The following is a 20,999-nucleotide window of genomic DNA, read 5'->3' as shown; positions in this document are numbered from 1 at the left end:
AAGTGGCTGTAAATGTTGATAAGACTTATTGCTTTTTATTTCACAATAGAAATCGTAAAAGCATGATTTAGTATAATGAGTATTAAGACCTATTCTTTTTTTTACGTTTTCGCAATTCCCGGAAGAAACTTTTTAACATTGCGCTGCTTTCGGCTTCTAATAATCCAGCTTCTACTTTACACGTATGGTTAAATCGATCATCCTGTAATAAATTCATTAATGAGCCTGCTGTTCCGGCTTTTGGATCTTTTGCTCCGTAATAAACTTTGTCAATTCGCGAAAGTAAAATTGCTCCACTGCACATCGGACATGGTTCTAGCGTGACATATAGTTCTGCGCCACTAAGACGCCAAGAATTTTGGTGTTTACAAGCATCTTCAATTGCAAGTAACTCCGCATGAGTCACAGCATTCTGGGTAGTTTCGCGTAAATTATGTGCGCGACCAATAATTTCTCCATCTAAAACAACAACTGCACCAATTGGAACCTCTCCAATTTCCCGTGCCTTCTTCGCCTCCTCAAGCGCTTGTTGCATAAAGAAATCTTGTTCCATCTATGCACCTCATTTCTCAAAAATCACTCACTGCCATTTTATCATAGCTTGTATTAGATGTAAGAATAATCTGCTCAAATTTTCACAGGAATACTTTTAGTTGCTTTCATAAGGCATTTATATTACCATATATTAATACTAGGTACTAAAACAAAATTATCAAAATATACAATCTACTTGCAAAGGAGAATCATTATGAATTCAGAGAAATTAATTGCTCCAGAACTTTATAATATCACCGACGAGATTGCTAAATTTAGTTCTGAAAAAACTGCTTTAATTTGGAAAAACGAACACGATGAAACAAAAACTTGGAGTTACCGCCACTTGTTGGAACAAGCGAGCAAATTTGCTAACGTTGTAAAAGATGCTGGCGTGAAAAAAGGTGACCATGTCATTGTTATGACGCCTAGACTACTAGAAACTTATGCCATTTACATGGGCTTGTGGAAAGCTGGTGCCATAATTATCCCGGCATCCGAGCTTCTTAAAGCACATGACTTAGAATACCGCATCCGCCATGCTAACGTAAAAGCAATCGTTTCTTACAATGGAATGACCGCTGAATTTGATAAAATCGAAAATATTCCTTCTGTATCGAAAAAAATTATTGTTGGCGAAAAATTATCCGGCTGGGATCACTACGAAACACTAATGGAAACTGCATCGACTGAATTTGAACGCGTAGAAACGTCTCGCGATGACGCTTGCCTACTTGCATTTACTAGTGGAACTACTGGTAATCCTAAAGGTGTTGTACATATTCACGGTTGGGGTTACGCGCACATTCGTATCGCAGCTGATCATTGGTTAGACATTCATGAGGACGATATTGTTTGGGCTACAGCAGGTCCTGGTTGGCAAAAATGGGTTTGGTCTCCGTTCCTTTCTGTACTTGGAAAAGGTGCGACTGGCTTCATTTACAACGGTCGCTTCATTCCAGAAAAACAACTACATTTACTGGAAGAAGAAAAAATCAATGTGCTATGCTGTACACCAACAGAATATCGTTTAATGGCTAAAGTAAATAATTTACGCGAACATGATTTAAGTGCCCTTCGCAGTGCCGTATCAGCAGGAGAACCTTTAAACCGCGAAGTTATTCAAGTTTTCCAAGACAATTTTGATATTAAAGTGCGTGATGGTTATGGTCAAACGGAAAGTACATTATTGATTGGGACACTGGTTGATACGCCAATCCGCCCAGGTTCGATGGGTAAACCGATTATGCCAGAATACATGGCAATTATTGACGCTGAAGGAAATCCGGTAGGTGTCGGTGAAATTGGGGACATCGCAATGCGCAGAGACTTCCCAGCACTTTTCAAAGAGTATTATAAAGAACCAGAACGTTTGCAAAAAGCGATTCGTGGTGATTATTTTGTGTCTGGTGACCGTGCTATCCGCGATGAAGACAATTATTACTGGTTCCAAGGACGAAATGACGATATTATTATTAGCTCTGGCTACACGATTGGACCGTTCGAAGTAGAGGACGCGCTCACACATCACCCAGCCGTAAAAGAAGTCGCCGTTGTCGCAAGTCCTGACGAAATCCGCGGTACGGTCGTAAAAGCATTCATCGTCTTAAAAGATGGATACGAAGGCACGGAAGACCTTGTGCATGAATTACAAACATTTACGAAAGAACAAACGGCTCCATATAAGTACCCGCGCCGGATTGAGTTTGTTGAAGCGTTACCGAAAACTGATTCTGGTAAAATTCGTCGCGTTGAATTGCGTGATGCGGAGTTTGCTAGTGTGCATGGATAATCAAAAACCCAGCCTTCCTAAACAGAAGGTTGGGTTTTCTTTTAAATATTCAACTCACTCGCCGCTTCCTCGTCCAGCACCACTGTGAAAATAGGGTGTAATTGGAAAATCGAGCTTGGAATGTCTTCTGTTACTGGGCCTTGTAGTGCTTTTTTGATAATTGCTGCTTTTTTCTTGCCGTTTGCGAATAGGATGACTTCTTTTGCGTGCATGACGCTTTTTGGCCCCATTGTTACGTAATATTCTGGGACTTTTTCTGCGTCGCCGCCAACTTCTCCGAGCAAAATATCGAACATATCTGGGCGCGATTGGACGGAAACAAGTCGCGTTTCATCGCCGAATTTGGTTACACCAGGTAAGTTTCCGCAGAAGTGACCATCTTCACCAATCCCGATTAAAATCGCATCCAAGCCACCAACTTCCTTCAAATGCGCTTCATGTTCTGTATAGTTTTTCGTATCTAACATGTGAATTTGCTCTTCAGGAATGCCCGCCGGATCAAAATACATCGCTTTTAAATTACCAATAGTTACGCCATATTTTTCGTTTCCAATTGGAATTTCGTCAAAATTATAATAACTGACATTCTTCAGTGGCGCTTTATCTTTCAATTCTTCTACCATCAGTTCATACATTCGCTTCGGTGTCGAGCCTGCTGTGATTGCCAAATGAACCTTTTTGTCTTGATACATTTTCCCTAGAAGCAGTTGCATCGTTGTTTTACTCATATTTTCGTAATCTTTTTCCACAATAATTTTCATTTTTTTCACCTCTCGCTTTGAATTACCTTTATGATAAAGTGTATAGTAACTATAGAGTCAAGACGAAAGGGTGATAAATGTGGAACCGCTTTTTTCCATTGGGGAAATGGCAAAGAAAAGCCAACTCTCCATTCAACGACTGCGCTATTATGATAAAATTGGTCTTTTGGTCCCTGCTTTTACCGATCCGACTTCCGGGTATCGCTACTACAAAACGGCTCAAGAAGAACAACTTAACCTCATTCAAGCGTTGCAGTATATGGGGTTTTCCTTGCAAGAACTCAAACAATATCTCGACAAAAATACATCGGAAAGCTTACCCGATTTACTTATTAAATATCAACAAAAACTAATGGATGAAGAAGCTCGCATTGCCCGTAAAAAGTGGCTTATTGATCGTTATCAAGGTTTATTAAAACGGGAAACTGAAACGACACAGCTCCTAACAACTGCCCGACTTTTGCTTACAGAGACACTTCTAACACCTGTTCATGCGGATATTTTAAACGACCCAGATTTCCATCAAGAAGTTCAGAAAACTGTGAGTCGCCTCGGTCTTTCGAAAAGCTATCAGCAGTTTCCTGGTTTTTTTATGTTAGACGGGCAGGCTTATCTTTTCATTGAACTAGATCATTCTATTGGCGCACTTGGTGAACGGCGTTTGTTATCAAGCGAGCGGCAAGCTTTTGTCACGCCGCAAAACTGGGAAACTCCTCTAGAAAATGAAAATTACCTTTTACAAGAAACGGTGGCTTGGATTAACCAAGAGCTGGTTCACGGTTATTCCTATGAAACAAAATTGACTTTTGAATAGATATTTTAGAAAGATTGGTTATAATAGAAAGAAATAACGTGGAGGTGGGCGCCGTGGAAATCAAGCAAATCAAAGCAAAAGACACGCAAGATATTAGGCACCGGGTTCTTCGCCCAGAACAACCTGAGGAAAACGCAATTTACCCTAATGATGAAATGGAAGGTACTTTTCATTTAGGCGCTTTTGAAAAGGATGTTTTACTTGGAGTTGCGAGTTTTTATCCGGAAAAATCAGCCATTATTAATAATCCTGCTCAGTACCGAATTCGCGGTGTGGCAACAGAACGACGGATGCGCTTAAAAGGCCTCGGCACAGCATTACTTGCAGAAGGTGAAGCGGAAATTTGGAAGCACGGCGCAGATATTATTTGGTGCAATGCGCGGATTGTCGCTGTTGGTTTTTATGAAAAACATGGCTATCGTAAAGTTGGCAAATCGTTTGTCATTCCTGGCATTGGCGAACACTACTTAATGACAAAATTGAATCCAAATGAAAAAGTGGACCAAGATAGCTAATATCTCGGTCCACTGCTTTTTATAGTTTAGAATAAGGTTGCGTATGAATCATCCAGGAAATTCCGTACTCATCGACGAATTGCCCCATTTTCCCGCCCCAAAATTGCTCTTCAAATGGTAAAGTTACTGTCACTCTTCCCGATGAACTTACTTTTTCAAAGAAAGCATCTGCATCTGCTACAGCCACAGGGTCTTCACTGTTAGAATCGAGCATAATCGAGATTTGGTTGGATGGTTTTACTTCTTTGCCGAATGAATCTGAACAAAATAAATTTGCCCCAAGGACGGTAAAGCCACCGTGAACTGTTGTGTTCTCTAGGTTTTCTTTTGCTAGACCAAACATTTCGCTTTGTTCCTCACTTACTGGAAGCCTTGAAATATTCGTTGCTCCGAACACTTCTTCATAATATCCTAAAGCCTCTTTTGCATTTTCAAAAGCCAAATACGGGTACATTTTTGCCATAAAAATCGCTCCTTTGTTTTTGAGACACTAGTTAGAAAATACCCAATTCATTTTACCTTAAACTATCTCGGGATTTTTAAAAATTCGGCGCCATGTTTTGCTCATAATCACAAGACAGACGGTGAACGCGCCTAAATCTGCTAATGGGAAAGCATACCAAATGCCATCTAAACCGAAGAACTGCGGTAAAATAAGTAAAAGTGGTACTAAACAGATGATTTGGCGCATTAAGGAAATGATAAAGGAAATCCGTGCTCGACCAAGCGCTTGATATAGCCCTCCGCAGACAATTTGGAAACCAATTGTTGGCGCAGCTAGAAGCATAAATCTAACAGCATTTGTTCCTTGTGCAATCAATTCTGGGTCATTAGAGAAAATTCGTACGAGCATTCCTGGGAAAATTTCTACCAAGCCCCAAGCAATTAGTGACATGACAGTTGCTGCAATCATTGATACTTTGACAGCTTTCATTACACGTTCGAATTGTCTCGATCCGTAGTTGAAGCCAACGATTGGTTGCATCCCTTGTGTTACACCATTGATCGGCATAATTACGAAAGAAGCAATTCGGTTGGCAATTCCGTAAACCGCAATCGCCATTGTTCCGCCATAAATATTAAGCATCCAGTTTACCGCAACCGTTACGATACTCCCTGCGGACATCATAATAAATGACGGGAACCCGATTGCCATAATCCGGCGAATCAGTGGGAAATCCATTCGGAATGAGAACCCTTTTAAAGATAAAGTACTTTTTCCTGATAAAAAGTAAATCAAGAGCCAAATCGCGCCAACAGCCTGCGCAATAACGGTTGCAAGCGCTGAACCACGAACGCCCATACCGAATCCCATAATGAAAATCGGGTTTAAAATCATATTTAAAATAGCGGAAATAATCATGGTTAACATCGCTGTTTTCGCATTACCTTCTGAGCGAACGATATTATTCATCGCCATCGCAAAGGTTTGGAACACTGCGCCTAACAAAATAAGCGATAAGAAATCACTGGCAATATCATGAATATCTGCCGGTGCTCCAAAAAGCGTAATAAGCGGATCTAAAAAAATAAAGGTTACAATTGCAATAAAAATGCTGGAAATAAGTACTAACCAAATAACTTGATGGAATACTTTATCCGCATGTTTTTGTTCCCCAGCACCGAGCGAGCGGGAAATAATCGACGCGCCACCAATCCCAAACATCGCTGCCATCGCCATCAGTATCATTTGAACGGGAAAAGCAATTGAAAGTGCTGCAACCCCTGACGGACCAACGCCATATGACACGAAAATCGTATCAACAATATTATACATTCCCATAACAAACATACCGATAAATGCCGGAATCGACAAACGCGCCATGAGTGATGGAATACTATCTTCACCTAATCGTTTACTCTGTTCTTTCATTCGACCTCTCCTCCTTCAACTGCCATAATCGCATTATCAGAAAGTCGTCCTATCAAATGCATTAAGTCATCTTTTTCTTCTTCGCTAAACCCTGCCGTTAAAAGTGCAGACCATTCAGCTGTAACTTCTTCAATTAATTCTCGCATTTTAAATCCTGTTTCAGTCACGAAAATCCGTTGAATACGTCTATCTCTTGTATCCATTTCTCGGCGAATCATCCCAAGATCTTCAAGGCGCTTTATATGGCGCGTCACACTGGCTTTATCCACCATAAACCTTTTTGCCATTGATTCTTGAGAAATACCATCTTCTTTATAAAGCGTCCACAAATACCGCAATTGACCTATATTAAGACCAGTTTCAAGTAACTTTTTATTTTTAAAAGTGCTTTCCGAACGATGAATAATTGCGATGGCTTTCGCTAAACTTTCGTGTCTATCTGCCATTTATCCGACTCCTCATAAAAAAATCCACCACATAATTAGTTGCGGCGTCAACCATTATAGTATAGCAGTAATTTGGTTGACTGCGCAACCTTTTTATTTCCCGGGCAATAATTTGACTTCCTATCTTTCTTTTGTAAAAATAAAGAGTAGAGAAGGGGTGCTATCCACTGTGCAGATTAAAATATTAAAAAATAGATATCCCAATATAGTCGTTTCAAAAAATCCAATAAAATCAACTACAGATACGTTTTCTTTTTTCGAGGAACCGTATTATTTTACTATCCCCAAAAGTGACCTTTCAGAAGAAGAAGCGGCGTTACTACATACGTTATTTCCTGAACCTTTACCCACATTTACAAAAGAATCTACTCAGTTTTGGTTCGATTTATTATTTGGAAATGAAGCCGTCACGATTACGAATGAAAAAGAAACTTACCGGATAACACAGTTTCATATTAAAACTACTACTACCAAAAGCATGTTGCAAGAATGGCAAAAAGCGCTACTCAGTTTCTTTAGTCCGGATGCTGAACTAATTATATTTTCGGCGAGTTATGGTGTGATTATTGAAAAGTCCACCGGTTCACTCCTCGGGGAAGAAGAACTTATTGCCGTTGCCGGTACCCTTGAAAATGATTTTTATATTCAATCTACTTTCTTTATGGGGCTCTTCCACCCGTTAAATGCTAAATTACGTGGCTTATTTGCAGAGGAACGTACCATTTTTGACCATAATAATCGTGAAGTTGTCCAAACCGTCGCTTCCGAAAGTTTAAAAGTCATCGCGCTAAGAATGAAAGAAAGTTTAATTACGAGTGAACTCAACAACCTTTTCCACCAAGATGATACTTGGATTCCTTTAATTCATACGTTATTTAAAAACCAAGGAAACATCAGTCTTACTGCCAAAGAACTTTTTATGCACCGGAATACAATTCAATATCGTTTGGACAAATTCTATGAACAAACAAACTTATCACTCCGCAAAATGGATGGGTTGCTCTTAGCTTATCTATCTACACTTCAAACAAATAGTAGCAATCATGAATAAATGATCATGGTTGCTTTTTCGCTTGACTTAAAGTGAACTCCAAGGAATACAATCATTATAGAAAATCAGTAAAGGAGAATAGCTATGACCAAAAATAAAATTAGCTTTTATGTGGTGGATGCTTCGGAAGACTTAACAATGAATATCAAAGAAGCGAGTGAAAAAAGTGGTGTTTCTGCTGATACAATTCGCTACTATGAACGCATTGGTTTAATTCCACCTATATATCGTAATGAAAATGGGATTCGTAAATTTGGCGCAGAAGACATACGCTGGATTTTGTTTAGTCGTCAAATGCGCCGCGCTGGTTTAACTATTGAAGCATTAATTGATTACTTGGCACTTTTCCGAGAAGGCGAACACACGCTGGAAGCTCGCGCCGAATTGCTGAAAGAACAACGCATGGAGTTGAAAAATCGCATTGATGTTATGCAAGAAGCGCTTGATAGACTTGACTTCAAAATAGATAATTACGATACCCACCTCATTCCGGCTCAAAAAGAACTAAAAGATTTTAATGTCGAAAGGGGTAATTTATAATGAGTACACTAGAAAACAGCGTTATTTTTGATAAAGGTGAGTTGATTACAAATGACTACTTTATTGGAAATGCTTATTTAAAAATGCTTGTCCCAGAAGATACTGTTTACAATTGTCCGATTGGGAATGTTACGTTTGAACCGGGAGCCAGGAATAACTGGCATAAACATGACGGCGGGCAAATCCTACTTGTAACAGGCGGAACGGGTTACTATCAAGAGGAAGGAAAACCCGCTCAGTTACTTAAAGAGGGCGATGTGGTGACTATTCCTAAAGACGTGAAACATTGGCACGGAGCTACGAAAGATAGTTGGTTTGTCCACTTAGCCATTTCAACAAATGTGGATTTAGGGGGAACTACTTGGTTAGAACCTGTTTCCGACGAGCATTACAATAACTTATAACAAAAAACCCGCTAGCCTTCATTCAAGGTTGGCGGGTTTTACTTATTTACTTACATAAGCTAAAATATCTTCTGGTTTTTCGAAGACAAGTTCTGCTTTTTCAAAGCCATCTGTTGTTTTTGCACCCCAAAGCGCTAAACCAAAATGAGCTCCGGCCGCATGGGCACATTTCATATCGTACGAAGAATCACCAACATAAAGCACTTCATGTGGCTCTCTTCCAAGAATTTCTAATCCTTTAAGCAGTGGGTCTGGGTGAGGTTTATGGTTTTCGGTATCACTTGCGCAAACAATCGCTTGAAAATGATCCTGAATATTAAACGGATAAAAGCCTTTTTCCATTTCTAACGCATTTTTCGAAGTAACTACGCCGCTTTCCGGAATGGCATGCAGTACTTTATGAATACCTTCGAACACCTCTACTTCTTCAATAAAAGTTGCTTCACGTTCAATCCATTTGTCCAATACTTTCTCTGGATCCAAAATATTTAACTGTTCAACCGCAGCTGCCCCAGTAATTCCAAGTACAAATCGTAATTCATCTAGTTCATAACTTAATCCTTCTTCGGCTAAAACCGCTTGAAGAGAATGCAAAACAGCTCTCTCCGTGTCTAGAATCGTTCCATCTACGTCAAAAATTATTGCTTTATACATATAATTTCCTCCTTCAAGATTTAGCGAAGTTGTGATAATGGTGAGTTGTGTATCTCGCCTTTTTCTTATTTTCAGCTTTTTGAATATCTGAGCTATTAGTGCCTTTATTTTGAAGCAAATCCCGAAATTCGCGCAAATTAGCATGAGAATTCCCATTTATTTCAAATTCGATATTATCGCAGCTAAAAGTGAGCAGGATTTCCTCTTCTTCCCTAACCAATGCAATCTGTCCTAATTTCGCAACTGGAAAAGTTTGCCGTTTTTTCATACCTAAGCTGAAGTTTTGGTCAAAAACAAGATAATCTCTATCGATGTAAAACTCTCCGAATTGATATTCCATTCCTAGGGCTGAACTAATTTTGCATACTCCATCTAATTTCATACCATTCGCCTCCTTCATCACCTTATATATTAGTTTTAAATGATGAAATGGGTTTCATGTCAAGCAATTTCATAAAAATATTTTAAAAATGAGGCGGCGACTAGCTTTTATACCGTTTTCCTTCTAATTAATTCATGTTCCACTTTAATTCGTTGTAATTTTCCTTGTTCAAAAATCGAAAAAGCATTTTCTCCTAATTTTTTTAGGTTATGATCAAGCGTTGTGATTTCAAGAGCCTTACCAATTGGGAGATTTTCTTGCCCTAAAATAGCGACGTCTTCTGGCACGCGTAACCCAAGCTCCTTCACATGGTACATAACACCCGCTGCAACCTCATCACCATTCGCATAAATCGCATCAGGCCAGTCTTTCCCTTCAGCAAAAAAGTGTTTTCCTGCTTTTACACCATCTTCTAATGTGTAACACTCACTTAAAAAACGATTTTCACCAACTGGACCAAAAACCTGCTCATATGCGTTAATTTTCCCATATGTACTTGTGCTTTCCCGCGAGGCCCGTCCTGCTGTGAATGCCACTTTTTTATAACCTTCATCTTGTAAAAATTGAAATCCCGCGCGGTAGGCCTTTACTCGGTCAATATAGGAACAAGATACATCTTTGGACTCCACGTATTCACATGCAATAATCGGACCATAAGCAAGATATGGCAAAATCACATCCCAATTATTGGCACGCGAAGTAATAATTAGCCCGTCAACTTGCTTTGTTTTCAAACGCATTAGATATTTTTCTTCTTCTTTCGGATCATATCCTGTTGGGAAAAGTGTCACCGAATAACGATTTTTAAAAGCTGCTTCTAAAATACCATTCACAATTTTGTCAAACCACGGATGATCATTATAAGGTATAATCACGCCAACCGTATTTGTTTTACCACGCGCTAAGTCCATGGCGCTACGGTTAGGAGAATAGTCTAATTCATCAATAACAGCTTGCACGCGGGCTCTTTTTTCCTCCGCAACATACGGATGGTTATTGAGCACACGTGATACTGTCGTCACTGAAACTCCCGCTAATTTGGCTATGTCTTTAATATTTGGCATTTTAAAAACCTCATTCCTAAGAAAAAAGCGCGGACAGATTTCTCATACCGCACTTTTATTTTTATCATTAAGCCAGCTGTTCGAGTTCGCTTGTTTGAATGTCTTTTTCGACACGAACCGAAACCAGTCTAGCATCATTCATTTCTTCTACTGTAAATCGAAGGGTATCATATTCTACTACTACTTTATCATCTTCTTCTGGAATTGTCCCAGTTAAAGTAAGCACAAAGCCAGCTACAGTATCAACTCCGCGCGCTGGAAGTTCCACGTGAAACATTTTGTTGAAATCATCTAGTGGCATGCGGCCTTCAACGATAAATGTATTATCATCAATTTTTTTGACTTCATCAGAAAACACATCATTTTCATCGTCAATTTCGCCAACAATTTCTTCTAATAAATCTTCTACAGTGACAATACCAGCTACGCCACCATATTCATCCATTAAAATTGCCATTTGATTTCTAGTTCTTTGCATATTCTTAAGTAAGTCATCAATAAACATCGTCTCTTGGGCAAAATACGCGTTTTTAACGATCGATTTCACATCAATGTTTTCAAAGCCTGACTTTCTCGCTTCCGCAAAAAAATCTTTCATATGCAGAATACCTAGCACCGAGTCCTGGTCGCCTGTATAGACGGGAACTCTTGAAAAATTCTCACTTAATAATGCGTCACAAAGTTCTTCCGATTCTGTTTCGGCATCAATCATAAACGCATCTGTCCGTGGTACCATTACTTCACGCGCATATTTATTATCCATTTCAAATACACCACGAAGCATTTGTAATTCTTCTACCTCGATAATGCCGTCACGTCGACCGGTTTCAATCAGTAGCTGCATTTCCTCTCGCGTCATTTTTTCATTATCCGTATTTTTCTCCATTCTCGTTAATTTCACAAGAATATCTGTTGAAAAAGATAGGAATTTTACGAACGGACGAAGCACAACACCAACTGCCATAATTGGTCGTACAGAAACACGGGCAATTTTTTCTGATTTTTGGAGTGCTAAACGTTTTGGATAAAGCTCACCGAAAACTAACGTGATATAAGATAGCACAATAGTTACGACGATAATGGATAACTCTTTCGCAAAACTGCTTCCGCCAAAAACCGATTCAAGTCTAGTCGCAATACTAGTCGCGGCTGACGCACTGGAGAAGAATCCAGCAAGCGTAATACCAACTTGAATAGTAGCTAAAAATTTACTTGGATCATCTACGAGTTTAGCAAGCATTACGGCTTTTTTGTCACCGGTTTCTGCTTGGTTTTTCACCCGATTTTTGTTCAGTGATACAAGGGCCATCTCTGCTGAGGCAAAGAACGCGTTGAGCATTGTCAACACCACAATAAGAATTAACTGCAAGATAATCTGCTGACTCTCGGGGTCAGGGTTCATATGGAACTCTCCACTCCTTATTTTCTCAAAATATTCCGGACAATTTCCCGGTTAAGAAAATTTTATCACGCCACCCCCATTACTGCAAGGTTTCAAATCTCCGCAAAAACTTTCACAGCATCATTTTCTATCATTTCAAAAGGATATGGAAGCGAAATTCGTTCTTTATTCACAGCAAAAATTCGCGCTTTTTTATTCCGATAATCCGTTAAATTACAAAACGGACTCACGCGGAAAGAAGTGCCAACAATAACGATTAAATCCGCTTCCCGAATAGCTGCAAGTGACTGGTCTATCGCACTTTCAGAAATTGCTTCTTCATAAAGCACCACATCTGGCCGAACGACCCCACCACAATCAGCATGGATGTCTGACTGTAAATAGTCGCTTGCTGAAACACTTCTTCCGCATTTTTGGCAATAGCAGTGATACAAACTACCATGAAAATTAACTACCTTCTTAGAGCCAGCTTTTTCATGAAGGCCATCAATATTTTGCGTAATAACAGTGACGTTTTTCTCCGCTTCGATTTCAGCCATTTTACGATGAATAGTGTTTGGGACAGCATCTGGATAGTACATATTTTCTGTGACAAATTGATAAAACTTCTCGGGTTCCCGCACAAGACACGTATGGCTAAGCATATATTCAGGGCTACTCATCCCCGCATACAAACCATTTTTCGAACGATAATCCGGAATTCCTGAAGGCACTGAAACGCCCGCTCCCGTTAGAAAAACAATATGTTCTGCTTGTTTAATCGCTTCTTTCAAATTATTCATCTTTTAAATTCCTTTCATTTGTATGCTGTTTATCTTTCCAGTTCCACCATTTTCGTAAATCTGCATGTTGCTCGGTTTCATCGGTTTCTGCGACATATACCGCACATCGATACGTATATAACACACAAGGATCCATTCTTTCGCCTCGTTTATCGCAAGTGTTTTCGTATAAATCAAGCGGATTCTTTCCTCTTAAGTCAGCAACTTTTTCAATCCCAATTTCATTTAGCATTAATACCATTTTCTTGCCTATTCCTGGTAATTTTATTAGATCAGTTGGCATGATTTCCCTTCTCTCTATGCATTTTTCGGTTAAAATAAAAACTGATTAGTACATTGATAAAAATAAAACCAGCAACTACAAGGAAGACATCTCCGTAGCCAAAATGCGCCGCCACGCTTGATCCAACAAGCGGACCGATGACATTGCCGATATATTGAAAAGATTGATTATAACCAAAAATTCGACCGGAAATTTCGCGAGGTGTATTTTTAGTTAGTAGTGATTGAACTGCTGGAAGTAAAGCACCATCTGTGAGACCTAATAAGAAACGCAAAATACCAAGTTGCATCGGATTTTGAGCGAAAGCCATTGGTATTTGCAGCAACATGGACCCGATGAGCGCGCCTAGCAGTATTCGTTCTGAACCAATTCGGTCGCCCCACCTTCCAAGTCGTGGTGCAGCAATCAAGGCTGCAACCCCTGGTACTGAAGCAATCATCCCACTAATAAAGGCAATGTTTTGCGCATTTCCCGCTAAATCCCGCACATATAAAGTCAAAATAGGGTTCACGGAATTGGATGCAATTTGGATCATCATTGTCGTAATAAACAGCGAGATAATTAAGCCAGGATTTTTTAATGATAAGAAAACTTCCTTTCCTGACCGCATTTCCTTTTTTTCTACTGGTGTAAATTTCTCTTTGACAAAGAAAAGTGTTAGGAAAAAACTACCTAATAAAAGAGCGCCTGTAATGTAAAACACTGGTCTAACGCCAAATGAGTCAGATAGCGCTCCACCAATTAATGGACCGATTAATACGCCTGATACTGCTGCTGTTGATAAAGCACCGAGCGCCCATCCACTGCGGTGACGCGGAACTTGTGTGGCGATTAGCGCATTAGCCGTGGAAATGTATCCTGAAAATATCCCCATCAATAAACGTAAACCTACAAATTGGTAAACATTGCTGACAAGTCCCATCAAAATCATTGCTATCGCCATTCCAAGTGCAGCACGTAAAAGCATAATGCGCCGCCCTTTTTGATCCGCCAATTTGCCCCAAACCGGCGACATAATTGCTGATACTAAAAATGTTGAGCTCAGTGCCACACCTGACCATAAACTTACTTGGTCGGGATTATGTACGCCGAGTTCTTCAATATATAATGGTAAAAATGGCATGATTAAATTTAATCCAGTCCCGGTAAGAAAACACCCCACCCAAACAACATACAAATTCTTCTTCCAATTTTCCATAAGTTCACCTAGATTCTTCTATCGTTATCCTTAATTATTCCACAAAAAAAGCGAAAGTAAAACTAAACCCTTCGCTTTTTTGCTATATTTACTTAAAATGTTCCACGTGAAACAATTTTTGATTCAAGATTTTCTCGTGGTACCCAGCCAGCTTCATTATCTTCCGTTACGCACCAAACCCAGCCATTAAGCTCTCGATTGCTTTCTAATTTATCCCCAGGTTTTACATTTAATTCGCGTGCTGAATAATCTTCTGTCACGGTCCCACTCTTTCCATCAGTACCTAACTGAATGATTTGTTTTGGTACCCAGCCTTCTTTATCCGATGACTTCACTTTGCAAAAAATCCAGCCAGGGTATTCTGTATCTTCATCAAACACCCAAATAGACTCATTTTTATTAACAAAAAGTGGATTTGGATACTTGCTAATGTGTTCTTTTTTTACGATAAATGTTTGATTCATAGTTAGAAACCTTCCTCGTTATTTTTTAGCCGCTTCCCAATCTGCAAGAAATTTATCAATTCCGCTGTCGGTCAAAGGATGTTTTAACATTTGTTCAAATACTTTATAAGGCACTGTAGCAATATCTGCTCCTGCCTTGGCACATTCAATGACATGAATCGGATGGCGCACGCTTGCTGAAATAATCTCTGTCGGGATACCATGTGTTTCAAAAATTTCTGCTATATCACGAATGAGCACCAGTCCGTCGTCACCAATATCATCTAAACGGCCTAAAAACGGGGATACGTATGTCGCTCCTGCCCGCGCTGCCAGTAATGCTTGTGTAGCAGAAAAGACTAGCGTGACATTAGTTTTAATCCCTTCTTCCGTCAAAACTTTTACTGCTGCCAAACCTTCACCTGTCATAGGTATTTTAACAACCATATTTGGATGGATTTTAGCAATAACTCGGCCTTCCTCAATCATCTCTTCCGCTTTCAAACTTACTACTTCGCCGCTAATCGGTCCGTCAACAATGGATGTAATTTCTTGAATAACCTCATTAAAATCGCGGCCTTCTTTGGCAACTAGTGATGGGTTCGTTGTAACACCAGCAATAAACCCCATTCTATTCGCCTTTTTAATCTCTTCTACGTTCGCTGTATCGATAAAAAATCTCATTGAAACATCCTCCTTTTCTATCAAGCGCTTTCAATTACAGAGCCATTATAACGCAAAAGATAAAATAATGCTTTCGAAGTGCTTTTTTCCACAAAAAAAAGAATGCAACTGAAGCATTCTAAAAAAGTTTCACGTGAAACAAAGTTATAAACGAGTTTTGTCCATCACTAGTAGAGGTTTAGGTCTATTTCTAATTATATCCTCTTTAATTAAATGCATGACTGTGTGAGCCACATATTCACGTGATGTATTGGTGTATCTTGCAAGAACTTCTTGCGTGACTTCTTTTGGTAGCAATATCCCGTTATCAGAAAACGTTCCTAGAGTTTGAGCGCATTTTAGAATGGCTTTGCGAATTCGTTCTTCTTTCTTTAAAAAGCTTAGTTTTGCAAAAGTATGTGCTTCCCGTAGTTCTTCTGCCATTACTTTAATCATGAAAAAGTTGTTCTCATCTTCCTTATCAAACACGGAAAACAAGAAATTACTATCTACTTCCATAACCTCTCCATGACCTAGACTTTGCATCGAAACATGCGGGCTCCATTCATCATAAAACAAATGGTAAAGTCCAAAACTATCTCCTTTTTGCAAGAAACGAACAATGCATTCTTTACAGTTTTCTTCTTCCAATTCTGCATCTTTTTCTACAATCATCCCGTATATGCCACTTAGAACAAAATATACTTTTGTCCCAGTCGGACTTAAACTTTCTAGAACCTCACCCTTCTTCGTGCTGATAACCGAGCAGTAGTCTTTGTAATTTGGATGTTCAAAGCACAGCTCCATTAATTTGCTAACCGTTAGATTGGATTCAAGCTCTTTTAAGAATAGCATACTCTCTCCTTTGCTATATAATATTGAAAAAACTACTCGTAATTATATCATAAACACTATATTGGAAATCTCATTCATAGGCTTTCAAAAAATGCTGAAAACTCAATTTAAGATAACTATATTACATTGTTTATTATAATTCTTAATTTTTATCACTTATAAATGTGAGCTTTTGACATAAATTCGAATTTTTTGTTACTTTTCTTTAAATATTCAAATCGAGAAAATAATTCCATAACTACCACTTTAGACTGGTTTATTATTTGGTAAATTGATTATACTTAAAAAGTAAGCATTATATGGATGGGAAAATTAGGAAGGGTGAAATAAATGGATCAGAAAAAATATAGTTGGCGGAATTTTTTCCAGTTAATTATTAGTGCAAAACCTGCAAATTGGATAATATTCTGCGCTTTAATCGCCAGTGTCGTAACTACTGTTGCTGGCCTTGTAGTCCCACTTTTTACAAAAAACTTAATTGATGGCTTTTCGATAGCTTCGTTAGATGTAAAAATGGTGGCTTTGATTGTTCTTGCATTTATTTTGCAAGCTATAACAAACGGTTTCTCGATTTTCTTGCTTAACTATATGGGGCAGAAAGTTGTAGCTACCATCCGCGAACGTTTATGGCGAAAAATCGTGCACTTGCCAGTTTCCTATTTTGATAATACAAAAACGGGTGAAATGGTGAGCCGCATGGTGAACGATACAGTCGTAGTCAAGGAACTAATTGCAGATCATTTACCGCAATTTGTAACAGGGATTATTTCTGTGGTTGGTGCGATTATTATCCTATTCTTTATGGACTGGAAAATGACACTAATTATCTTAATAGCTGTTCCGATTACAGCGCTAGTCGTTGCGCCGCTTGGTCAGAAAATGTTTAAAATCTCTAAAGGTCTTCAAAATGAAACAGCGGACTTCACTGGTTCTATTAGTCAAACCCTTTCTGAAGCGAGGCTCGTAAAGGCATCTAACGCGGAAACACGTGAAACGGAAGCTGGTCATAAAGGAATCAATCGTCTATTCGGATTCGGTATTCGTGAGGCGAAAGTTGTTGCTGTACTTGGACCTTTAATTTTCTTTGTTGTAATGGGAGTTATTGTTGGTATCATCGGTTACGGCGGAATTCGTGTTTCAGCTGGAACTATGACTACTGGTACATTAATCGCATTCTTGCTATATCTATTCCAAATTATCGTCCCAGTAACCTCTTTTGCTACGTTCTTCGCGCAACTTCAAAAAGCAAAGGGAGCGACAGAACGCATTGCAGATATTTTAAATGAAGCAGAAGAAGATTTCGATGCTGGTAAAAAAGTGGATGTGAGCGGAAAAACGATTCGCGCCACGGATATTTCCTTCTCTTACAATGAAGGTGAACCGATTTTAAAAGATGTTTCTTTTGATACAAAACCAGGGGAAGTTATCGCATTCGCTGGTCCAAGTGGTGGCGGTAAATCTACCTTGTTTGCGATTTTAGAGCGTTTCTATCAACCGAAAACGGGAGAAATTTTAGTGGGTGATATTCCTCTTTCTGAGATTTCTATTAACTCATGGCGCTCACAAATTGGTTACGTTTCACAGGAAAGTGCTATGCTTTCAGGCACCATTCGCGACAATCTTTGTTACGGACTGGATCGAGAAATTAACGAAGAAGAGCTTTGGAATGTAGCAAAACTGGCTTATGCAGACGGCTTTATTTCTGAACTTCCTGACAAAATGGCAACCGAAGTCGGCGAACGTGGAGTGAAGCTCTCTGGAGGCCAAAGACAGCGAATTGCAATTGCACGAGCTTTCTTACGCAACCCGAATATTCTCATGTTAGACGAAGCAACAGCAAGCTTAGATAGCCAATCCGAACAAATAGTTCAACAAGCTTTAGCGAACTTGATGGAGGGGCGCACTACTTTTGTTATCGCTCACCGCCTTTCCACTATTGTTAATGCCGATCAAATTCTCTTTATTGAACACGGGGAAATAACTGGTCGGGGCACACATAGCGAATTAGTGGCTTCTCATCCGCTCTACGCCTCTTTTGCGGAACAACAATTAAAATAACTATTTCCCGGGAAATAAAAAAACGACGATGCGAATATGCATCGTCGTTTTTTTATAAGGATTGATGAAACTTTTTGAGTTCAAATTTCTTTGCTTCGTCTAAATCATGCCACCTGATGCCTTGTACGGCTCCTTCAAGCGCACATAGTTCACTTAAACAAACACTTGAATCATTTTCCCAAATACGTAAAAAGGCTTCTTTGCTTCCAACATTTTTTAGCTCAGCTGGAGTTTTTATCCCAGCTTTTATTAAGTCTTGCTCCAGTACTTTGCCAATGTTTGGTAATTCGCTAAGGTTCGCCATTACAGTTCCTTCTTCCTTTTTATTTTGGTAATTCGATTTTTTCGATACCGCCCATATAACCTTGTAGTACTTTCGGAATGCGTACAGAGCCATCTTCCTCTTGGTAATTTTCCAAAATAGCAGCGACTGTACGACCTAGCGCTAACCCGGAACCATTTAATGTGTGCACGTATTCTGGTTTGCTTCCTGGTTCACGGCGGAAACGAATATTGGCCCGTCTTGCTTGGAAGCTTTCAAAGTTACTGCAAGAAGAAATCTCACGGTAAGAATCATAGCTTGGAATCCATACTTCTAAATCATATTTTTTAGCAGCAGTGAAGCCTAAGTCAGCAGTACACATGCTTAGTACGCGATATGGTAATTCTAGGCGACGTAATACTTCTTCTGCGTTTCCAGTTAATTTTTCAAGCGCCGCGTAGGAATCTTCCGGTTTAACAAATTGAACTAATTCCACTTTGTTAAATTGATGTTGGCGAATTAAGCCACGCGTATCACGACCCGCAGATCCCGCTTCAGAACGGAAACATGCGCTAAATGCTGTATATTTTCTTGGTAAATCTTCTGCTTTTAAAATATCTTCGCGGTGGTAATTTGTTACTGGTACTTCCGCTGTTGGAATAAGGAAATAGTCTTCTGCTTCTATTAGGAAAGCATCTTCTTCAAACTTCGGCAATTGTCCAGTACCTGTCATGCTCGCGCGGTTTACCATGTACGGTGGAAGCATTTCTTCATAGCCGTGTTCATTCGAATGCAAGTCCATCATAAAGTTAATTAGCGCTCGTTCCAGTCTTGCACCTAATTTTTTATAAAAAACGAAGCGGCTGCCAGTTACTTTTGCAGCATTTTCGAAATCAAGAATGTCTAGGTCAGTTCCTAAATCCCAATGAGCTTTTGGTTCAAAATCAAATTCGCGAACTTCACCCCATTTGCGGATTTCTACGTTATCGTCTTCCGATTCACCGACCGGAGTAGACTCATGCGGAATATTTGGAATCGACATTAAAATCGTATCTAACTTCTCGTCAATTTCTCTTAATTCGATGTCTAATGTTTTAATACGGTCACCAACGACACGCATTTCTTCAATTTTAGCATCAGCATCTTGTTTTTCGCGTTTTAATTTAGCGATTTCTTGAGATACTTCATTACGCTGGCTTTTTAGCGCTTCTGTTTCCACAATCAGAGTACGACGACGTTTGTCTAACTCGCCAAATTTCTCAAATTCACCTAAGTCTTCCCCACGATTTTGCAACTTCTGCTTTACTTCTTCAAAATTATTACGTAACAACTTAACATCTAACATGCTAACTCCTCCTTTATTTTTTTCCATATAAAAAACTCCCGTACTTTCCCGAATTAACAGGAAAGGGACGAGAGTTAACCGCGTTGCCACCCTTATTGGGACTAAAAAAATCCCCAGCTTCATTTAGGTTTAACGGACCCAGCCGGAATGATTTACTCGCAAAACTATGCTTTCCACCACTCACTCCAAGATGGATTCATAAGGAAACTTCACCAGTTCGCACCAACCACTGGCTCTCTTTAGAAATTCTACCTTATTACTACTTCTTGTCTTCGCTTTTCGTATTAATTTAAAGTTATTCTATCGCATATCTGCTTAAATTACAAGCAAATCTTTAACCAATTAAATCGAGCGTGTCTGGACCGTCATCATCAGAATTCAGTATTCTAATTTGTTCCGGAACAATTTTTATAACGACAAAGGATGGTGAATCTTCGCCTTGAAACCAGTCTTTAGAGATATTTTCCCAGATGCGTTCTTTGATAGATTCATCTTCTTCCAGTGATGCTAAACCATTAATTTCTAAAAACGCAGATCCGGGGCTATCATAGCCAATTAAAACGCATACGTGCGGGTTTCTACGGACTTCCTCTGTTTTCGGTAGTTCTTTTCCAGATGGTGTATAAAGTGTTAAGCCATCATGAAGAAACGTCATATATCTAGCGTGCGGAAAATCGCCTTGTACAGAGGTTAATACCCCAACTTGATGTTGTTCTAAAATGGCGAGAATTTTATCTTCTAGTTCATTTTCCATCTAAAACACCTTCCTTTGGTTATTTAGTGTACATTTCCACTTGTTTTCAGGCTTCAAACATTTCAGGCTTGTTATCTCCGTAGCTATTTGCTATAAAAGAGTATAACCGTTTTGACTAGGGGGA

25 protein-coding genes and 1 other annotated feature are annotated in these 20,999 nt (G+C 39.3%); of the genes, 7 read left to right on the top strand and 18 right to left on the bottom strand.

All coding sequences use genetic code 11. The features are described from left to right. Positions 1–82: 82 nt before the first annotated feature. Positions 83–553: a tRNA adenosine(34) deaminase TadA gene (gene tadA / locus AC4PG8_RS11475; protein WP_003764308.1), complete on the bottom strand. Its 471-nt coding sequence runs from the start codon at positions 551–553 to the stop codon at positions 83–85. A 195-nt stretch (positions 554–748) separates the two neighbouring features. Here tadA and mbcS point away from each other — a divergent pair, with 195 nt between their 5' ends. Next, positions 749–2,326, top strand: coding sequence for an acyl-CoA synthetase MbcS (gene mbcS, locus AC4PG8_RS11470; RefSeq protein WP_160464610.1), 1,578 nt, complete (start codon positions 749–751; stop codon positions 2,324–2,326). 41 nt (positions 2,327–2,367) lie between these two features. Here mbcS and AC4PG8_RS11465 read toward each other — a convergent pair whose 3' ends face one another. Continuing rightward, on the bottom strand, positions 2,368–3,087 hold the full coding sequence (locus AC4PG8_RS11465; RefSeq protein WP_185539155.1) for a glucosamine-6-phosphate deaminase: 720 nt from the start codon (positions 3,085–3,087) through the stop codon (positions 2,368–2,370). Between the two features lie 79 nt (positions 3,088–3,166). Between AC4PG8_RS11465 and AC4PG8_RS11460 the strand changes: the two genes are divergently transcribed. Together AC4PG8_RS11460 and AC4PG8_RS11455 are read left to right on the top strand one after the other, a co-directional pair. After that, a complete protein-coding gene (locus AC4PG8_RS11460; RefSeq protein WP_492170388.1) occupies positions 3,167–3,901 on the top strand; it encodes a MerR family transcriptional regulator in 735 nt (244 codons plus the stop codon). A gap of 53 nt (positions 3,902–3,954) precedes the next feature. Then, on the top strand, positions 3,955–4,416 hold the full coding sequence (locus tag AC4PG8_RS11455) for a GNAT family N-acetyltransferase (protein ID WP_492170387.1): 462 nt from the start codon (positions 3,955–3,957) through the stop codon (positions 4,414–4,416). 19 nt (positions 4,417–4,435) lie between these two features. On the opposite strand, the gene AC4PG8_RS11450 is transcribed toward AC4PG8_RS11455, so the two are convergent. Genes AC4PG8_RS11450 through AC4PG8_RS11440 form a run of 3 tightly spaced genes read right to left on the bottom strand, consistent with a single transcriptional unit; the run spans position 4,436 to position 6,735 of the window. Then, a complete protein-coding gene (locus tag AC4PG8_RS11450) occupies positions 4,436–4,879 on the bottom strand; it encodes a VOC family protein (protein ID WP_003772844.1) in 444 nt (147 codons plus the stop codon). Positions 4,880–4,936: 57 nt separating this feature from the next. Next, positions 4,937–6,289 (bottom strand): MATE family efflux transporter, encoded by a 1,353-nt coding sequence (locus AC4PG8_RS11445; RefSeq protein ID WP_003728607.1) that lies wholly within the window; start codon positions 6,287–6,289, stop codon positions 4,937–4,939. Continuing rightward, complete coding sequence (locus AC4PG8_RS11440) at positions 6,286–6,735, bottom strand: MarR family winged helix-turn-helix transcriptional regulator (RefSeq protein WP_003768632.1); 450 nt, start codon at positions 6,733–6,735, stop codon at positions 6,286–6,288. The genes AC4PG8_RS11445 and AC4PG8_RS11440 overlap by 4 nt, the downstream gene beginning before the upstream one ends. Positions 6,736–6,904: 169 nt before the next feature. On the opposite strand from AC4PG8_RS11440, the gene AC4PG8_RS11435 reads away from it, so the two are divergent. The 3 genes from AC4PG8_RS11435 (at position 6,905) to AC4PG8_RS11425 (ending at position 8,730) form a co-directional block, all read left to right on the top strand. Beyond that, complete coding sequence (locus tag AC4PG8_RS11435) at positions 6,905–7,786, top strand: helix-turn-helix domain-containing protein (protein WP_492170386.1); 882 nt, start codon at positions 6,905–6,907, stop codon at positions 7,784–7,786. 84 nt (positions 7,787–7,870) lie between these two features. After that, positions 7,871–8,326 carry a MerR family transcriptional regulator gene (locus AC4PG8_RS11430; protein ID WP_492170385.1) on the top strand — a complete coding sequence of 152 codons (456 nt, stop codon included), beginning with the start codon at positions 7,871–7,873 and terminating at the stop codon, positions 8,324–8,326. Beyond that, a complete protein-coding gene (locus tag AC4PG8_RS11425; RefSeq protein WP_003764327.1) occupies positions 8,326–8,730 on the top strand; it encodes a cupin domain-containing protein in 405 nt (134 codons plus the stop codon). Before AC4PG8_RS11430 ends, AC4PG8_RS11425 begins: the two co-directional genes overlap by 1 nt. 42 nt (positions 8,731–8,772) lie before the next feature. Here AC4PG8_RS11425 and AC4PG8_RS11420 read toward each other — a convergent pair whose 3' ends face one another. The 10 genes from AC4PG8_RS11420 to AC4PG8_RS11375 form a co-directional block, all read right to left on the bottom strand. Next, a complete protein-coding gene (locus tag AC4PG8_RS11420; RefSeq protein ID WP_003727646.1) occupies positions 8,773–9,384 on the bottom strand; it encodes an HAD family hydrolase in 612 nt (203 codons plus the stop codon). 13 nt (positions 9,385–9,397) lie between these two features. Beyond that, entirely contained in the window at positions 9,398–9,766 is a 369-nt protein-coding gene (locus AC4PG8_RS11415) for a hypothetical protein (RefSeq protein WP_003764329.1), read from the bottom strand. Positions 9,767–9,873: 107 nt separating this feature from the next. Further along, entirely contained in the window at positions 9,874–10,830 is a 957-nt protein-coding gene (locus AC4PG8_RS11410) for a LacI family DNA-binding transcriptional regulator (RefSeq protein ID WP_003764330.1), read from the bottom strand. A 67-nt stretch (positions 10,831–10,897) separates the two neighbouring features. Further along, entirely contained in the window at positions 10,898–12,232 is a 1,335-nt protein-coding gene (locus tag AC4PG8_RS11405) for a hemolysin family protein (protein ID WP_492170384.1), read from the bottom strand. 92 nt (positions 12,233–12,324) lie between these two features. Next, entirely contained in the window at positions 12,325–13,014 is a 690-nt protein-coding gene (locus AC4PG8_RS11400; protein WP_003772836.1) for an NAD-dependent protein deacylase, read from the bottom strand. Beyond that, positions 13,007–13,297, bottom strand: a complete 291-nt coding sequence (locus AC4PG8_RS11395; protein WP_003772834.1) for a helix-hairpin-helix domain-containing protein — start codon at positions 13,295–13,297, stop codon at positions 13,007–13,009. Before AC4PG8_RS11395 ends, AC4PG8_RS11400 begins: the two co-directional genes overlap by 8 nt. Beyond that, the gene (gene lde / locus AC4PG8_RS11390; RefSeq protein WP_003772833.1) at positions 13,287–14,495 is read right to left on the bottom strand and encodes a multidrug efflux MFS transporter Lde; all 1,209 of its coding nucleotides are present in this window, start codon (positions 14,493–14,495) and stop codon (positions 13,287–13,289) included. Before lde ends, AC4PG8_RS11395 begins: the two co-directional genes overlap by 11 nt. A 92-nt stretch (positions 14,496–14,587) precedes the next feature. Then, the gene (locus tag AC4PG8_RS11385) at positions 14,588–14,959 is read right to left on the bottom strand and encodes an SH3 domain-containing protein (protein ID WP_492170383.1); all 372 of its coding nucleotides are present in this window, start codon (positions 14,957–14,959) and stop codon (positions 14,588–14,590) included. An 18-nt stretch (positions 14,960–14,977) separates the two neighbouring features. Next, positions 14,978–15,622, bottom strand: coding sequence for a fructose-6-phosphate aldolase (gene fsa / locus AC4PG8_RS11380; protein ID WP_003768664.1), 645 nt, complete (start codon positions 15,620–15,622; stop codon positions 14,978–14,980). A 144-nt stretch (positions 15,623–15,766) separates the two neighbouring features. Continuing rightward, positions 15,767–16,456 carry a Crp/Fnr family transcriptional regulator gene (locus AC4PG8_RS11375; RefSeq protein ID WP_003764343.1) on the bottom strand — a complete coding sequence of 230 codons (690 nt, stop codon included), beginning with the start codon at positions 16,454–16,456 and terminating at the stop codon, positions 15,767–15,769. 330 nt (positions 16,457–16,786) lie between these two features. Here AC4PG8_RS11375 and AC4PG8_RS11370 point away from each other — a divergent pair, with 330 nt between their 5' ends. Continuing rightward, positions 16,787–18,514 carry an ABC transporter ATP-binding protein gene (locus tag AC4PG8_RS11370; protein WP_003772831.1) on the top strand — a complete coding sequence of 576 codons (1,728 nt, stop codon included), beginning with the start codon at positions 16,787–16,789 and terminating at the stop codon, positions 18,512–18,514. A 52-nt stretch (positions 18,515–18,566) separates the two neighbouring features. Here AC4PG8_RS11370 and AC4PG8_RS11365 read toward each other — a convergent pair whose 3' ends face one another. The 3 genes from AC4PG8_RS11365 to AC4PG8_RS11355 all read right to left on the bottom strand — a co-directional run bounded on the left by AC4PG8_RS11365 (position 18,567) and on the right by AC4PG8_RS11355 (position 20,875). Further along, positions 18,567–18,818, bottom strand: coding sequence for a TfoX/Sxy family protein (locus tag AC4PG8_RS11365; protein WP_492170382.1), 252 nt, complete (start codon positions 18,816–18,818; stop codon positions 18,567–18,569). 19 nt (positions 18,819–18,837) lie between these two features. Beyond that, the gene (serS, locus tag AC4PG8_RS11360; RefSeq protein ID WP_033533779.1) at positions 18,838–20,121 is read right to left on the bottom strand and encodes a serine--tRNA ligase; all 1,284 of its coding nucleotides are present in this window, start codon (positions 20,119–20,121) and stop codon (positions 18,838–18,840) included. 60 nt (positions 20,122–20,181) lie between these two features. Continuing rightward, positions 20,182–20,403 (bottom strand) — a binding site (T-box leader). Between the two features lie 52 nt (positions 20,404–20,455). Continuing rightward, positions 20,456–20,875, bottom strand: a complete 420-nt coding sequence (locus AC4PG8_RS11355) for a pyridoxamine 5'-phosphate oxidase family protein (RefSeq protein ID WP_003772827.1) — start codon at positions 20,873–20,875, stop codon at positions 20,456–20,458. Positions 20,876–20,999 lie beyond the last annotated feature (124 nt).

Source organism: Listeria sp. MAN/IMW/UF555 (assembly GCF_058684075.1).
Note: the sequence above shows the minus strand (reverse complement) of the source record. Positions and strands in the feature narration are given on the sequence as shown.

What these genes read in the sequence shown, in the direction of transcription:
- mbcS (WP_160464610.1), top strand. Translation starts at nt 749, where the DNA reads ATGAATTCAGAGAAATTAATTGCTCCAGAACTTTATAATATCACCGAC.
- fsa (WP_003768664.1), bottom strand. Translation starts at nt 15,622, where the DNA reads ATGAGATTTTTTATCGATACAGCGAACGTAGAAGAGATTAAAAAGGCG.
- AC4PG8_RS11440 (WP_003768632.1), bottom strand. Translation starts at nt 6,735, where the DNA reads ATGGCAGATAGACACGAAAGTTTAGCGAAAGCCATCGCAATTATTCAT.
- serS (WP_033533779.1), bottom strand. Translation starts at nt 20,121, where the DNA reads ATGTTAGATGTTAAGTTGTTACGTAATAATTTTGAAGAAGTAAAGCAG.
- lde (WP_003772833.1), bottom strand. Translation starts at nt 14,495, where the DNA reads ATGGAAAATTGGAAGAAGAATTTGTATGTTGTTTGGGTGGGGTGTTTT.
- AC4PG8_RS11400 (WP_003772836.1), bottom strand. Translation starts at nt 13,014, where the DNA reads ATGAATAATTTGAAAGAAGCGATTAAACAAGCAGAACATATTGTTTTT.
- AC4PG8_RS11375 (WP_003764343.1), bottom strand. Translation starts at nt 16,456, where the DNA reads ATGCTATTCTTAAAAGAGCTTGAATCCAATCTAACGGTTAGCAAATTA.
- AC4PG8_RS11465 (WP_185539155.1), bottom strand. Translation starts at nt 3,087, where the DNA reads ATGAAAATTATTGTGGAAAAAGATTACGAAAATATGAGTAAAACAACG.
- AC4PG8_RS11425 (WP_003764327.1), top strand. Translation starts at nt 8,326, where the DNA reads ATGAGTACACTAGAAAACAGCGTTATTTTTGATAAAGGTGAGTTGATT.
- AC4PG8_RS11430 (WP_492170385.1), top strand. Translation starts at nt 7,871, where the DNA reads ATGACCAAAAATAAAATTAGCTTTTATGTGGTGGATGCTTCGGAAGAC.
- AC4PG8_RS11410 (WP_003764330.1), bottom strand. Translation starts at nt 10,830, where the DNA reads ATGCCAAATATTAAAGACATAGCCAAATTAGCGGGAGTTTCAGTGACG.
- AC4PG8_RS11420 (WP_003727646.1), bottom strand. Translation starts at nt 9,384, where the DNA reads ATGTATAAAGCAATAATTTTTGACGTAGATGGAACGATTCTAGACACG.
- AC4PG8_RS11415 (WP_003764329.1), bottom strand. Translation starts at nt 9,766, where the DNA reads ATGAAATTAGATGGAGTATGCAAAATTAGTTCAGCCCTAGGAATGGAA.
- AC4PG8_RS11405 (WP_492170384.1), bottom strand. Translation starts at nt 12,232, where the DNA reads ATGAACCCTGACCCCGAGAGTCAGCAGATTATCTTGCAGTTAATTCTT.
- AC4PG8_RS11365 (WP_492170382.1), bottom strand. Translation starts at nt 18,818, where the DNA reads ATGGCGAACCTTAGCGAATTACCAAACATTGGCAAAGTACTGGAGCAA.
- AC4PG8_RS11385 (WP_492170383.1), bottom strand. Translation starts at nt 14,959, where the DNA reads ATGAATCAAACATTTATCGTAAAAAAAGAACACATTAGCAAGTATCCA.
- AC4PG8_RS11395 (WP_003772834.1), bottom strand. Translation starts at nt 13,297, where the DNA reads ATGCCAACTGATCTAATAAAATTACCAGGAATAGGCAAGAAAATGGTA.
- tadA (WP_003764308.1), bottom strand. Translation starts at nt 553, where the DNA reads ATGGAACAAGATTTCTTTATGCAACAAGCGCTTGAGGAGGCGAAGAAG.
- AC4PG8_RS11445 (WP_003728607.1), bottom strand. Translation starts at nt 6,289, where the DNA reads ATGAAAGAACAGAGTAAACGATTAGGTGAAGATAGTATTCCATCACTC.
- AC4PG8_RS11450 (WP_003772844.1), bottom strand. Translation starts at nt 4,879, where the DNA reads ATGGCAAAAATGTACCCGTATTTGGCTTTTGAAAATGCAAAAGAGGCT.
- AC4PG8_RS11370 (WP_003772831.1), top strand. Translation starts at nt 16,787, where the DNA reads ATGGATCAGAAAAAATATAGTTGGCGGAATTTTTTCCAGTTAATTATT.
- AC4PG8_RS11355 (WP_003772827.1), bottom strand. Translation starts at nt 20,875, where the DNA reads ATGGAAAATGAACTAGAAGATAAAATTCTCGCCATTTTAGAACAACAT.